Below are 13131 nucleotides of genomic sequence, written 5' to 3' on the forward strand. Positions count from 1 at the left end.
GGTCCGCTCCGACCCGTCCTAAAACTGAGGCAGATCTCCAAGCTGCTGTTCGGAAGCCATGTCGATCCCAACCACCATCCACAGGAGTCGTAATGTCAGACTTTAATAGAACACCGGTTGTACCACCGAGAAAAGTTGCCGAGCTTAGAAATGACCCTTATGCGGGGCACTCCGGCGACCTCTCGGTTAACAATGCATTACGCGCCTTCAGCCGTGGCACTGTCGTCGGCCCTTATCTCGACGAAATGGACGCTGGGACAGCTGCATTGCTGGCGCCCTATGCTGATCCACTGCTGCCTGATTTTTTGTTTCCGCCGCTGCTGGGCGAAACGTTTGGAGAGCGGTATGACAACGCACTCGCTAATCAGCGCGGGATGGACAAAGCCTTCGACGAACAGCATCCCTATGTCTCCGAAACGCTGCAGCGCGCCGGAGGTTTGGCCTCTGACCTAGCTTTTAAGTTGCCGCCAGGGAGGATGACCGACATCGGGCTCGGTGCTGTTGAAGGTTTCGGGAACGGGGAAGGTGGTTTCAGCAACCGAGCCGAGCAGGCCTTCCGTGGCGCTAGCGAAGAGGCTTTGAAAGGACTCGCTATGGATACTTTAAAGGGGCGCCGTATGATGCCGGCCGAAGCCGCTACGGAAAGTGGTCGTAGAGCCGGCGCGAAGGCTGCTCTTACACGCGCGCTTCTTAGAGTGCGCGGTCGAAACGGCGGTGGTGGTGGCTGGTAACAGAAATCGCCAGCTAAACCTTCCTCGATATTGCCTGTTGGTTTGACGTTGTAAACCTCATCGCGATGGCGGCGATATCAAGAAAAGCAAAGGCAGCAATCAAAGGTATATTTTTGACGCCGAAAATCTTCGTCAAGGAACTCTTCCAGCCGAAACGCGCCTGCACAGCTCCTTGGAGGGAGTAAATCCAGATCAATGGAGCGGGAAGATTGCGTTGAGATTCAACGGCCAACCCCACTCTGCGCAGGAGTTCAGCCAATCGCTCAAAACTGTAAAGGTTCAAGTGGCGCGGGAAATAATACCCGCCCCACGCACCGCCTGCGAAGAGCCGCCTGTCCCAGCCGTCAGTATTAGGCGTTTCGATCAACAGCCGGCCATCCTTCGCCAAGGCACGGACGAGGCGTCGCAAGCTCTCCTCCGGCTCCCAAAGATGCTCTATAAGCTGGAGCATGATGATGAAATCAAAGGGTTGTGCCGGCAGTTCCGCAGCCTCAAGCGGCGCTTCGATTAGACCTATTCCCTGGCTTTCCAGGCTGTTGCGCGTTTCAACTGGGAAATGCCAATCCAGACCGAAAAGCTCAAGATCGGGACGCGCTTGACGAAGTGCGATCAAAAGTTCGCCGTTGCCGCATCCCACATCGAGCACCCTTCCCCCCGAAGGAAGATGCGCGACGACACCCTTCAAGCGCTTTCGATTGACGATGGTCTTTATTCGACCAAGAAGATTTGCACGGCCCTGAAATCTGTTCGAGAAGGTGCCGTAGTTGGCCGGATACATCAAAGACAGCTGGCTGATGTCGGGCCTCGGATTGAGATAGAAATGACCGCAACCATCGCATCGAACATATCTGAAGTTGTCTTCGGTGCCGTGATATATGTAGTCCTGCCCGGTAGCAACAATAGTGGAGGCCTGACTGCCACAACTGGAGCATGCCGTCGACATTGATCTTATCTGAGCTGTCACTTGAATCTTCGTTTTTCCGCGTGCAACGCCTTAGAGAGCCAATGCATCTTGAACCGAATCCGAGAAATCATCGTTCTTACGATTTCTCGAGAGTCGGATGAATTTTGCAAAACCGCTGCGCTGCAGGCACCCCGGAAAATGCTTATAGAACCCCCGTTCGAAGAGGTGCCTATGAAGTTTTGCAAGATTGTGCTGCGGAATGGCGGGGAATAGGTGATGTTCGATGTGATAGTTGAAATTTGCTTGGTACATAAGCCATTTTTCAAACCAATTGGGCGCCGTCGTCCGAGCCAGCGGCATCATGGCCTGTTCCCGTCCGTCCTTATAAACTGGATAGTCCTCTGGCTGATGCTCCGCAATGGTGCGCACGATATTCAGGGCGATCGCTACCGCCGCGATGGGATAGCCCCATAGCAGAATGTAAAGATACCAGCGGCCTGTCACAATGCAGAGCGCAAACAGCAAGCCGTTGAAGACGATAGTCACCATCGGCGCCAACCAGGAAGGCGACAGCGAGTTCCCCGATGCCTGCTTTCGGGCCGAACCACCATATTTGTCTGCCGCCAGCCACACTCCCATGCCCCCGCTCAAAGCCTTGACCATGACCCAGGCGAGCGCCCGAAAGCCCTTGATCGGCTCGCGATAGGGATAGCCATCCGCATCCTTCTCTGTACCCAGATGTGCATGGTGGCTCATGTGGCGGAATCGATACGCGGCGACCGACATCCCGACAGGTGCAGCAAAGAACATGTCGCACCAGATATCGTTTTTACGGCGGTCGGAGTAGAGATGGAAATGCGATGCCTCGTGAACCCAGAGCAACATGCCCTGCGTTACTGCGCAGTTGATCAGGAATGGCAGCCATAGGAGCCACCAAGGGCCGAGGAGTGCGATCGACCAGGAGGCAACTATCTGAAGCCAGATCATCGCGGTCGCCACGATGATCGCGCGCGGTTGGGGCTGTTTCAACGATTCAAGGAAACTCGGGTCGACAAGCTTTCTTGCTACCTTCATGCATTCATTGAACTGCGCATCCATTCAGTGACCAATTCTCAGATATTGAAGATTTAACCGCATCTGCAAGCGCCAGCCCAAAGGCCGATATCGAAACTGCTTAGTCTTACGATGAACGGCGCGACAAAGAGCTTCTCCAAGAACCCAGTCGGCTGTATCGCTTGCTTGCGGTGTCCGGCGCCGGATTAATACACCACAATTGAGATGGCAACCAAGTAGAAACGGGTTAGCGCGTTGCGTATCGCCTGTCTCCTGCCGAGAGGAAAAATCCTCCACTAACAGCCACGGCTACCTTAAGGAAAGGACGCGTGGCAACAATTGGCAGCTGAGGCGTGTTACCCAGAATCCTTTTGACTCTTATCGAAAGCCATCACGTTCATACCACCACCATCAGCTATCATCGCGCGTACTTTGCTGGCGTCTTCCGGCAGTTTTCTACCGGATGCCACGTCTCCAATTTGGTAGCCACCGTCCCAGAGAAGCTTCAGCAACCGATCGAAGTCTCCGGGATTCTCGGCATAAACATACGGCGCTAATTCAAGCATTATGCGCGGCTTGGATCTTTCAAGAGTTGCCGTCGCCCCGAGCAGAACCTCAAGCTCATTGCCATCAACGTCAAGTTTTATGAAATCAACTTTGTCGACCCCAAGACCCCGCAGGGTTTCGTCCAGGGTACCGAGCCGCGCGCCCTGCGTCGACATGAGACGACCGTGATGTTCGCTATGCAGATCGTCTGCGACTTCAAGCGGCCAGCTCGAATAGACCGCGTCTGGCATTGCTTCGGACGCACTTGCCATCAGCATCATCTGGTGAGGGTCAATTCGTTGGGCGAGCGTCGGGTTGAGCGAGATATTTGTCTTCTGTTTCGAAAATGCGTGAGCCGTGGGCTCGAAGGAGATCACCTTGCCCTTTCCTCCCACCAACTGAGCCAAAGGCAAGGTGTGAGAACCGACATTGGCGCCGATATCGAGGACCATATCTCCGTCCCTTATCAGCTCTCTATATCTGTCGAGCGTTCGCACCTCGAACCCGCCCAGGAGGTAGATCGCGAAATCGACGCCGTCCCTCAAGTCCAGCGACCAGCTTATCCCGCGACGCTGCGCTACGATCGTTGCAGGCAAGCCAACGCAACCGCGGACGAACAAGACGGCCCTGGATAGGTAACGAGCGATCAGGATTTTGTTGCTGGTGGATAACATCGTCCGCACGCTGCCTTTAATTGATATCTTGTTTAGCGGAAGCTCTTCTTGCAACGACTAGGTTGCAGTAGTGGCCCGCGTTGGTTGGATCGAGGCTTTCGTAGCTGAAAGCTGTGCCTGGTGGATCCGCAATATTGTGGAACTCGAAATTCAGCATCTCCAGGAATTGGGTCAGCTCGGACGGATTCACAAACGCCTTCGACAAACCGTAAGGCCAGAATTCCATGAATATCCTGATATCGCGATTTTCCCGCAGAACCCGCTCCGCACCCTGCAGAACGCTCAGCTCATAACCCTGAACATCGATCTTGATAAAATCGACCCGCTGTCCCGGCGAAAAATAATCATCCAGCTTCACCAACGGGACGTCGATGCTCGCTCGCCCGTCGCCGCTATCGAATGTTCGGTGATCGACATTCAGCTCGTTCGAAACATACAGCTTTATGGTGCCGCTGCCGGCTCCTACTGCCGCGTGCCGCAGCGATACATTCGACATGCCGTTTACCGTCGCTTCAAGCTTCTCGAAGTTCGCCGGTGCGGGCTCGAAGGCATGCACATGGCCGGTTGCTCCCGTCAGCGCGGAGAACATGCGGGTGTAAATTCCGATGTTTGCACCGATATCCGCGACGATCATGCCCGGTGAAATCATGTTGCGCATGAGCGTGCGCTCACGTCGTTCCGAGACCGCCTTCCACAGGGAGTAGAGCGGGTAATAAATGGGATAGCAATGTCGGTAGAGCCAATCGGCGAGGCGAAGCAAAACCATCTTCACGCCTCGCCTTTTGAAACGAGGCAGACAGTGAAGAACGAGGCGAATACCTTGGGCAGCGTTCTGCTCATTACCTTATCGATCTTGAAATACGGCTTATAAGCCCAACCGGGCACAGGAAATTTCTTCGATATTCCGCCAGTCGCCATATAGGAGAGCGAAGTAAAATAGCTGATTCTAGTCTCATCCAGGCTATAACAATCCGTAAGCTCGGCGAGCCAGTCCGGCCGCTGAAAGAAAATCATATGCGGCATAGCCTGATTTGAGGTCGAAAGCGGCCCCTGTACGGTATCCAGAACCGGACGATGGATGCTGAGATCCACCGGCTCATGATGAAGAAGTTTATACATCGGGTAGGACAGCCAAGATAAATAAGGTTCTGTTGCATAAACCCTGCCGCCCTTTGCGAGCTTGCGCGTCGCGCCGCGCAGGAACGCGAGGGGATCCTTCAGGTGATGCAGAACATTGGTCATGGTAATCACATCGACGCTATGGTCCGCGATATCAGGCAGCATCCCGATCTCGTGGCAATCGAAGACAATATCCAGATAATCTAGCTTCAGAACATCGGAAGTGATGACATTCGGCAGGAAGCGCTTGAGAGGCGATGTTCCGCTTCCGATTTCCAGCACGGTCTTCGTGGCGATATCCGGCTCCTGCCGAAACATCTCCTTGTAGAGCTCACCATACCAGTGCATCAGGTTCGGATTTGCGCTCAGCCGCTCGCGATTTGCCAGCGTCTGGGCAAGGTCGGAATCATAGAGAGCGCTTTCGGTTTCCATCCTCAGAGAAACTTTATTCGTCTGGCGGCAAAAACCAGCATGGCCAACAGAATGGCACCGTGGCGCCAACGCGAGATGTTTGTCTCACCATAGACTCGTTCGCGATAACCGATCGGAACCTCGACGATCTTAAGGCCCATCCGCGCTGCACCGAAGATCAAGTCGAAATCGCCGAAAGGATCGAAATCACCGAAGTAGGATCTGTTCGCCTGAAGCTTCAGATAGTTGGAGCGGCTGATTACCTTGGTTCCGCATAGCGTATCTTTGTACCTCTGGCCGAGAACGAAGGAGAAAGCCAATGCGAAAAACTTGTTGCCCAGAAGGTTGAAGAAGCGCATCGCCTCCTTTTCCATGGGATAGACCAAGCGAGTGCCGTTAATGAACTCGCCTTTCCCGTCCTTGATCGCATTGTAGAATTTGGGCAAATCCTCGGGCGGAACGGTCATGTCCGCGTCAAGAATCATCAGGACATCCTTTGTGGCGATGGAGAAACCCTTCCTGACGGCGTCGCCTTTTCCCTTGCCGTCCTGCTGGGCAATGAGGATCGACCGTTCGCTTCCATAACGCTGCTGCACCTCTTGGATCGCTTTCCAAGTCGTGTCCGTAGAATTGCCTTCGATAAAAATGAGTTCGTCATCCGGCCCCATATCCGGGAGCCGCTTGACGATATCCTCGATATTACCGGCCTCGTTTCGCGCTGGAACGACGATCGACACCGAAGGTTCGGCCTTCGGAGCGGCGTAGCCAATCGGCCTAGCAATCGCAATATTGAGAAGGCAGAGAGTTCGAAGGAGCGGAAGAGGAGCAAGGCAGCGATTAACGAACCCGCTGATAAGTGGGATATAGAACGGGATCAGGATCTTCTGGTCCAGTCGTATCAATTCGAAGTCTTCAAGCGTCAGAAGATTCTGGACGTCTTCATGGGCAAGCCAGTTTGATTCAGGAACCCGCCGGCGCAGACCGAACTTCGACGCGAGAGTCGCAAGTGGCCGCCACATACTACTGTAATAGGTAAGAACAAGGCGTGTCTCTGGCGAACACAATGCACGTGCCTGAGCGAACATGCTCTGTATGTCTCGTTCGTAATGGATGAGGCCGCTGATGACCAGGTAATCAGGTTTGGTGTCAGTGACGTCTTCGATCTTGACGACCTTGTGCTCGTCAAACTCATTCAGAGGTTCTGCAGCTTGCGTTCTCGAGCGAAAAGTTACCTTGCCCTGAGGGAATTTACCAATCAACAGCGGCGTCGTCGGATCGATCTCGACCACGGAATTCTGGCCCAAGACAAAGAGGCCAATGTACCTTCTCAATTGAGAATAGAAATAGTCCCTCATAAGTTACCTCGGCGCCAAGCGGTTCAAGCGCCAATGTCCCAGAATGAGGGCTGCAGGCACGACGTACACCACAAAAAAAAGAAAATGAACGGCCGTCGCCAGGAGCAACCCCTCCGAGGGCGAACGCCCTAGTAGTACGAATGCCGAAACGACGGATGCATGAAAGGTACCGACTCCGGATGGCGCAGCTGGGATCATCAGGCCTAACCCGCCAGCGAACAATACGAACAACGACTCTTGATAACTCAGCGCGACACCGACAAACCGGGCGACGAAGATATATGCAAGGGCGTATGCCGAAAGCCACAAAACTAGCGTGAGAACGGCCGGAACGATGGTCACGGAAAGAGATAAGCTTTGTGCCGAATTTCGAATGAAATTGGTGATGTGACGGTCAAAGAAATCCTGCAGTCGCATAACACCAAAGACTGGCCGCAATATCGGGACAAGCCGATCGCCGAAATACCTTACCAGCACTGCCGATAGAAATATCCCAACTATTGCACCAAACATGATGACCAGAAGAACATTTCGGTATTCAGAATTCAATGTATGGTTCAGTAAAACCAAAGAAAATATGCCGACAGAAATGATCGTCACCAAGTCAACCATCTTTTCGATCAGAAGCCTACCAAGAGCGTCTGCGTAGGGGACAGTCGCGACAACTCGGCTGTAATGTACACGCAAAAGGTCTCCACCTCTCGCAGGAAGGAACATGTTGGCGCCTAGACCGAGTAGGGAGGCCATGAGGGACGTTCCGTAACCGATCTTACCATCCAGCAACAGGCGCCATCGCACCGCATAACCTACAGCGATACCGACGGTAACAAGCAGAAACCACAGGAGCGATGTGCCGGATATTCCGCTACGAAAAATGCGGATGGCTTCCTCCCAATCCACCGCCCTTAGCAGGAATATCAGGAGGACAATGCTTATTGCCGAGGCTATAAGCATCTGCAGGCGTTGATACGCGGGAGCCGCCGCCGCTGCTTTGCTCCATGATTTGTGCAACCTCTCACGCATCCGCCAGTGCGAACTGGGTAGAGCGTTTTTGACGAGACGTTTGAGCATAGAGGGCCTGCGTTTCAATTGGCGGCAAGTGCGAGTCAAGGATGAAACGACCCCCTACAACACAAACCGGCGGCCCGCTACCAATAGTTTTATTGCGGCGCAGCATCAATTTACGGTACCCACAAGTCTCCTATTTCCGGGTCGCACACAGGCGTGTTTATTCCAGCGCGGCAAACTGCGCCGAACCATCGCCCGGCAGCGAATTGGTGCTTTCGTTGCCTTCTGCGAAAGAGGAGCTTAAGCAAGCTGAATCAGTTGGTTCGCTAGGTAGGCGCGAACCGGGGCAGATAAATACCAAGCACGGATGAGCGGGATTTTGCTCTTGCTTACGACCGTGATTGATTTAGAAAATCGCTCCGCAAAGGCTCGATATCCGAAAATTCTAGTGCGCGGGAAATGAGATGCGTGATCAGCTTCAAGCCAAGCCGAAAGTGAGTAGTTTGCTTTTGCTGACGATTGCTGTTCTCTTCACCCATTGGATGGCCTTCTTCAATGAAGGGATCTTTGCCGAGGACGCTGGTTTATTTCCAACGTTGATCTACAATGATTGGATCGCCATCGCGGACATGTTTTCCTCGGCAGGGGTGCCGGTCTTTACGTATTATGTTTGGCCGATGGCCTTCGCTGGGAATGTATTTCTTTTAAAATCCACTGTCATAATCGGCGTCTACTTTATTGCGATCTTCTCCTATCTCCTCGCTTCAAAGTCTGGATTTTTTTCGGAGCGAGAGTCTTTGGTGCTCGCAATATTCACGCAGTTGCTGCCAATCCCCACAATCACGGTTATTTTTACATATTCGATATACTTTAATGCCTATGCCCTTTTTCTATTGGCTACGTATTTGTTTCTGTCAATTGAGTGGATGCGCGGAAGGAGCCACTATCTCCTCCGAGCGCTGGCAATTTGCATCTATTTCATTGCATTCACACTCAACTCCTTGCTGGTGCTCTATGCGGCTGGTTTCGTGCTCGTCTATGCGGTGTGGCTGAGAAGGACAGGGCGCCGAGTTCGTCATGCGCGGGAATTGATCTCGACATTTTGGTCCTTCTGCCTAGCCCGAGCGGATTTCACCATTCTGCCCCTCGCGTACTGGGTTTATAAGGCAATTTTCTATCAAAGATCAGGGTTATACAGTAACTACAACGGCTTCTCCCTCGATGCTGAAAGCATCGCAAAGAATTCCTACCAGTTCATTGCCAATGGAATAGTCTTTCCTTTGGTAAAGAGCCTTGATGATTGGAATTCGTATCTTTACCTGGGTGCTGCGGTGTGTTCGATCCTTTTTGTCGCGTGCTTCGTGTTCGTGAACAGGGGAGATGCTCGAAACGCTGAATTGGATGAACGACGTGGTGACGGTTTCAAGATTATCGGCTTTGGGCTCTTTTTGCTGCTATGTGGAACGCTCCCTTATATCCTTGTTAATAAGAGCCCTGCACCCGGCGTATTGATGAGAAACGCGATGCTTATGCCGTTGCCAATATCCGTGGTGGGCATCGGCATATGGCGAGTTGTCAAATTCAGATCGACCAACCTTCGAAGCCAGAGCGTAGCAGTTGTGTTGTTTCTAGGACTTCTCATCGTGTTTACCGGCCGGTGGTGGGAGAGTTACGCGGCATGGCAAGCGCGGGCAGCGAAGGATCTGGCTGTGTCTCAGTATCTCGCTGATCATCCTGAATGGTCTGCTTTTTCGGTTTATTGGATAGCCGACAAACTTCCGATATCTCCGGAAGTCTCGGAGTATGGGTTTGCTGACTATACCTCAAAATTCCGCATGCTTTGGGGCGGACAGTCCAGAATGGCTTTCACACCCGGGCACATCACATTCTTCGGTATTGATACACAGCCGGGCGTGAGACCCGTCCACTCCAAACTTCCTGATCGCATCGCATTTTTCTGCAATGCTTGGGCCAGTGCGAGGGATATCGATCTGAAAGGCCCACAAGCCGAACTGGAAATCAGAACCACGCAAAGATCATGGAACGATGCTTCCGTCGCATCTGCATACCTCTATTACCGCTTCATCGAGCCTAGTGGCTTGAAAAATTATCTGGCTGAACTGGTAAATGTAACCCTGCGGGCGCTTTAAGGGTCAGGACAGGCGAAAGCCGGGTGGCTCTCTCGGGTCTGGCCTTCCCCCCATTGCCCGATCTCAACAACGGACAAATTCAAATACCCGCCTTAGAAGAGGCGGGTGCATTGCCATATCCGCGATCTTGAGGCGGCAGATCGAGGCTGTCGATTTCCGCGTGCTCAACTCGTGCAAAATACGGCCGCCCATGCACCCGCCGTCGCCACACCACCACTATGGCCTCGCATTCCGCGGGGCCTTTTTTCTTTGGAGACGATGAATGCCCAGAAACCCATCCACCGGCGTCTATTCCGTAACCGCGCGATTGGCACCGCCTGCCGCCTAGCGCCCTGATGGCCTAAGACACGTGTTTAACGACGTCGTTAGCGACGTGTCTTAGGCGAGGATTGCGATGCGCGTTGAAATTCTTGGGCAGGAACGTCGACGGCGGTGGCGCGAAGAAGACAAGCTTGCAATTGTCATGTCGGTTGGGGTTTCTGGAGCCACGATCACAGAGATTGCTCGTCGTCACGATGTAACGCGGCAGCAGATATACGCCTGGCGTAGCGAGCTCAAGAAGAAGGGGCTGCTCTCGGTGTCTTCGAGTGCATTGTTCATTCCCGTCGATCTGAATGCCGTGCAGAACGATGCCCCTGAATTGAGGGAGAGCTGCTTCGGGATGATTGAGCTACGATTGAGCTGCGGCCGCACCCTTCGCTTCGAGAGTTCGGTGGCCCCCAGCGTCCTGACGCAGGTTATCCGGGCAGTGGAAGCAGCATGATTGGGCCTGGGACCGGCGTTCGGGTGTATCTTGCGTGCGGGATCACGGACATGCGCAAGGGAGTAGAAGGCCTTGCCGTGCTTGCGCAGGATGTTTTGCGTCAGAAGCCGACTGGCGGCGCGGTCTTCGCCTTTCGCGGCAAGCGTGGCGATCGTTTGAAGCTGCTGTATTTTGATGGCCAGGGCTTCTGCCTGTATTACAAGATCTTGCAGAAGGGGCGGTTTCCTTGGCCTTCTGCATCCGACGGGACTGCCCGGCTGACGTCGGCCCAACTGGCGATGTTGTGGGAAGGGATCGATTGGCGTCGTCCTGATTGGGGTGCGCCACCGGCCCGTGTCGGGTGATTTTATCCCACTGAAACCACTGGTTTTTATGGAAATTTATCCTGGCTCGTGGTAGTCAGGATCATGTCTAGCGCGACGACAAATCTTCCGGACGATCCAGCCTTTCTCAAGGCAATGATTGCCGCTTTGCAGGCGGAAAACGCGAAGATGTCGGCCACATTGCAAGCGCATGATCAGTTAATCCAAACGCTGCGGCTGCGCATTGCCAAGCTGAAGAAACAGGTCTTCGGCAAGTCGTCTGAAAAGATTGAGCGTGAAATCGAGCAGTTGGAACTAGCGCTTGAGGATCTGTTGATCGCCGCCGCTGAAGGCAGTACGGCGCCAATCGATGAACCTGATGAGGCGGCGTCTGTTGTTCCCTTGGCGGATACATCTGAAAAGATCATGCGCCGGCGCCCACGCGTCTCGGACAAGGCGGTTCGCGAGCGCCGAGAGCTCGATCCTGGCTCCTGCTGCCCGGAATGCGGAGGTGAATTGCGTCTTGTCGGTGAGGACGTCAGCGAAATCCTCGACATGATCGCCGCGCAGATGAAAGTCATCGAAGTTTCTCGACTGAAGAAGTCCTGCCGCTGCTGCGAGAAAATGGTGCAGGTGGCAGCACCCAGCCGCCCGATACCGGGCAGCATGGCCGGCGCTGGCCTCTTGGCGTACATTCTGGTCTCGAAGTTCGACGACCATTTGCCACTGTACCGTCTGAACGAGATCTTCGCCCGCATGGGCGCCGACATTCCCGACAGCACGATGGTTGATTGGTGTGGTCGCGCCATGCAGGTGCTTCAGCCTCTCATCGAGCGGATCGAAACGGCGATTATGGCAAGTGACCTCCTTCATGCCGACGACACCCCGATCCGAGTGCTGGATCGCTCGCTGCGAGACAAGGGGTTGGGCAAGGGTGTGAAGAAGGGCAGGATCTGGACGTATGTCCGGGATCAACGTCCATGGGTGGGGACTTCCCCGCCCGGTGCAGTCTACTATTTTGCTCCTGACTGGAAAGAAGAGCACGTCCACCGCCACCTCAAGCAATCAAGCGGCATCCTTCAGGCTGACGGCTACAAAGGATATGGCAAGCTATACTCGCCTGGAGAGAATGGAACATCTCGCTTCAAGGAAGCCGCCTGCTGGGCTCATTGGCGACGAGACTTCCACGATATCTGGACATCAAACAAGTCCGAGATCGCGCGAGAGGCTCTCGATCGCATCGGAGCGCTTTACGACATCGAGCGTGGCATCAATGGGCAGCCTCCTGAGATCCGGCTTGCCGCGCGTCAGACCCAGAGCAAGCCTAAGGTCGATGCATTCCGCCACTGGGCTGAAGCTCAACTCACGCGCATTCCGGGCAAAAGCGATCTGGCGACAGCTTTCCGCTACGGATTGAGCCGATGGTCTTCGCTCTGTCTGTTCCTCGAAGACGGTCGCGTTGCGATCGACAACAATGCCGCCGAGCGGGCACTGCGGCCGATAGGCGTGGGAAGACGGAACTGGCTCTTCGCGGGAGCCGATACGGGAGCGGAGACCTTGGCACGCGCCATGACGATCATCGAGACGGCAAAGATGAATGGTCTTGATCCGCAAGCCTATCTGACTGACGTGCTCGATCGCATCCACGATCACAAGATCAATCGACTCGACGAACTCCTTCCGTGGAACTGGTCGACGATCACCGCAATCGACGCAAAGGCAGCCTGATGGCGACAGTCACCTACGTCCGTACGATCAAATTTGTTGCCGAAATTCTCGAAGAGGACCCGGAACTTCTTCAGGCAATCGTCTCCAACGATGATAATCTGAGCTACGGCAGCATCATCTCCGTGTACACCGGAGACGACGAATCCGTGACCGCACTGACGGACGACGGCATGGACGAATTGGAGCAGATGCTCAAAGACGCCCGCCGCTCACCCCAAGAATGGAACGACTTCCTCGACAGCTTTGTTGACGACGAGCTGCTCGTCGCTCGCATCAAAGCAAAATCGCCGCGGTAGCAATCGGGCGGTTACTCTATTCCAGGCCCGCCGGCACGACACCTTCCGTCGGCCAGGTTATCGACCCGGCGCCGTGGAACGCGCTGACCAC

13 protein-coding genes are annotated in these 13131 nt (G+C 54.2%); 6 read left to right on the forward strand and 7 right to left on the reverse strand.

Annotation, left to right across the window (positions count from 1 at the left end; translation table 11 throughout):
* Nucleotides 1–92 precede the first annotated feature (92 nt).
* Nucleotides 93–731 (forward strand): hypothetical protein, encoded by a 639-nt coding sequence (locus AC25BC_RS04395; RefSeq protein ID WP_128440276.1) that lies wholly within the window; start codon nucleotides 93–95, stop codon nucleotides 729–731.
* Between the two features lie 13 nt (nucleotides 732–744).
* Here AC25BC_RS04395 and AC25BC_RS04400 read toward each other — a convergent pair whose 3' ends face one another.
* The 7 genes from AC25BC_RS04400 to AC25BC_RS04430 all read right to left on the reverse strand — a co-directional run bounded on the left by AC25BC_RS04400 (nucleotide 745) and on the right by AC25BC_RS04430 (nucleotide 7864).
* Entirely contained in the window at nucleotides 745–1695 is a 951-nt protein-coding gene (locus AC25BC_RS04400; protein ID WP_245459911.1) for a class I SAM-dependent methyltransferase, read from the reverse strand.
* 30 nt (nucleotides 1696–1725) lie between these two features.
* Nucleotides 1726–2733 (reverse strand): fatty acid desaturase family protein, encoded by a 1008-nt coding sequence (locus AC25BC_RS04405; RefSeq protein ID WP_128440275.1) that lies wholly within the window; start codon nucleotides 2731–2733, stop codon nucleotides 1726–1728.
* A 311-nt stretch (nucleotides 2734–3044) separates the two neighbouring features.
* Nucleotides 3045–3908 carry an FkbM family methyltransferase gene (locus AC25BC_RS04410; protein ID WP_128440274.1) on the reverse strand — a complete coding sequence of 288 codons (864 nt, stop codon included), beginning with the start codon at nucleotides 3906–3908 and terminating at the stop codon, nucleotides 3045–3047.
* A 16-nt stretch (nucleotides 3909–3924) separates the two neighbouring features.
* Nucleotides 3925–4674 (reverse strand): FkbM family methyltransferase, encoded by a 750-nt coding sequence (locus AC25BC_RS04415; RefSeq protein ID WP_245459914.1) that lies wholly within the window; start codon nucleotides 4672–4674, stop codon nucleotides 3925–3927.
* Nucleotides 4675–4676: 2 nt separating this feature from the next.
* Complete coding sequence (locus AC25BC_RS04420; RefSeq protein WP_128440272.1) at nucleotides 4677–5459, reverse strand: class I SAM-dependent methyltransferase; 783 nt, start codon at nucleotides 5457–5459, stop codon at nucleotides 4677–4679.
* A gap of 2 nt (nucleotides 5460–5461) precedes the next feature.
* Nucleotides 5462–6793 carry a glycosyltransferase family 2 protein gene (locus AC25BC_RS04425; protein ID WP_128440271.1) on the reverse strand — a complete coding sequence of 444 codons (1332 nt, stop codon included), beginning with the start codon at nucleotides 6791–6793 and terminating at the stop codon, nucleotides 5462–5464.
* Nucleotides 6794–6796: 3 nt separating this feature from the next.
* Nucleotides 6797–7864, reverse strand: coding sequence for a lysylphosphatidylglycerol synthase transmembrane domain-containing protein (locus AC25BC_RS04430; protein WP_245459910.1), 1068 nt, complete (start codon nucleotides 7862–7864; stop codon nucleotides 6797–6799).
* Nucleotides 7865–8265: 401 nt separating this feature from the next.
* Here AC25BC_RS04430 and AC25BC_RS04435 point away from each other — a divergent pair, with 401 nt between their 5' ends.
* The 5 genes from AC25BC_RS04435 (at nucleotide 8266) to AC25BC_RS04455 (ending at nucleotide 13040) form a co-directional block, all read left to right on the forward strand.
* The gene (locus AC25BC_RS04435; protein WP_128440270.1) at nucleotides 8266–9951 is read left to right on the forward strand and encodes a hypothetical protein; all 1686 of its coding nucleotides are present in this window, start codon (nucleotides 8266–8268) and stop codon (nucleotides 9949–9951) included.
* 394 nt (nucleotides 9952–10345) lie between these two features.
* Entirely contained in the window at nucleotides 10346–10714 is a 369-nt protein-coding gene (gene tnpA, locus AC25BC_RS04440) for an IS66-like element accessory protein TnpA (protein WP_128439531.1), read from the forward strand.
* Between the two features lie 50 nt (nucleotides 10715–10764).
* Nucleotides 10765–11058 (forward strand): IS66 family insertion sequence element accessory protein TnpB, encoded by a 294-nt coding sequence (gene tnpB, locus AC25BC_RS04445; RefSeq protein ID WP_245459852.1) that lies wholly within the window; start codon nucleotides 10765–10767, stop codon nucleotides 11056–11058.
* A 63-nt stretch (nucleotides 11059–11121) separates the two neighbouring features.
* Nucleotides 11122–12744, forward strand: a complete 1623-nt coding sequence (gene tnpC / locus AC25BC_RS04450; protein WP_017995947.1) for an IS66 family transposase — start codon at nucleotides 11122–11124, stop codon at nucleotides 12742–12744.
* Nucleotides 12744–13040 carry a hypothetical protein gene (locus AC25BC_RS04455; protein ID WP_003554972.1) on the forward strand — a complete coding sequence of 99 codons (297 nt, stop codon included), beginning with the start codon at nucleotides 12744–12746 and terminating at the stop codon, nucleotides 13038–13040. The genes tnpC and AC25BC_RS04455 overlap by 1 nt, the downstream gene beginning before the upstream one ends.
* Nucleotides 13041–13131 lie beyond the last annotated feature (91 nt).

Source organism: Rhizobium sp. WSM409 (assembly GCF_057653825.1).

What these genes read in the sequence shown, in the direction of transcription:
- AC25BC_RS04395 (WP_128440276.1), top strand. Translation starts at nt 93, where the DNA reads ATGTCAGACTTTAATAGAACACCGGTTGTACCACCGAGAAAAGTTGCC.
- AC25BC_RS04405 (WP_128440275.1), bottom strand. Translation starts at nt 2,733, where the DNA reads ATGGATGCGCAGTTCAATGAATGCATGAAGGTAGCAAGAAAGCTTGTC.
- AC25BC_RS04410 (WP_128440274.1), bottom strand. Translation starts at nt 3,908, where the DNA reads ATGTTATCCACCAGCAACAAAATCCTGATCGCTCGTTACCTATCCAGG.
- AC25BC_RS04415 (WP_245459914.1), bottom strand. Translation starts at nt 4,674, where the DNA reads ATGGTTTTGCTTCGCCTCGCCGATTGGCTCTACCGACATTGCTATCCC.
- AC25BC_RS04420 (WP_128440272.1), bottom strand. Translation starts at nt 5,459, where the DNA reads ATGGAAACCGAAAGCGCTCTCTATGATTCCGACCTTGCCCAGACGCTG.
- AC25BC_RS04425 (WP_128440271.1), bottom strand. Translation starts at nt 6,793, where the DNA reads ATGAGGGACTATTTCTATTCTCAATTGAGAAGGTACATTGGCCTCTTT.
- AC25BC_RS04430 (WP_245459910.1), bottom strand. Translation starts at nt 7,864, where the DNA reads ATGCTCAAACGTCTCGTCAAAAACGCTCTACCCAGTTCGCACTGGCGG.
- AC25BC_RS04435 (WP_128440270.1), top strand. Translation starts at nt 8,266, where the DNA reads ATGCGTGATCAGCTTCAAGCCAAGCCGAAAGTGAGTAGTTTGCTTTTG.
- tnpA (WP_128439531.1), top strand. Translation starts at nt 10,346, where the DNA reads ATGCGCGTTGAAATTCTTGGGCAGGAACGTCGACGGCGGTGGCGCGAA.
- tnpB (WP_245459852.1), top strand. Translation starts at nt 10,765, where the DNA reads ATGCGCAAGGGAGTAGAAGGCCTTGCCGTGCTTGCGCAGGATGTTTTG.
- tnpC (WP_017995947.1), top strand. Translation starts at nt 11,122, where the DNA reads ATGTCTAGCGCGACGACAAATCTTCCGGACGATCCAGCCTTTCTCAAG.
- AC25BC_RS04455 (WP_003554972.1), top strand. Translation starts at nt 12,744, where the DNA reads ATGGCGACAGTCACCTACGTCCGTACGATCAAATTTGTTGCCGAAATT.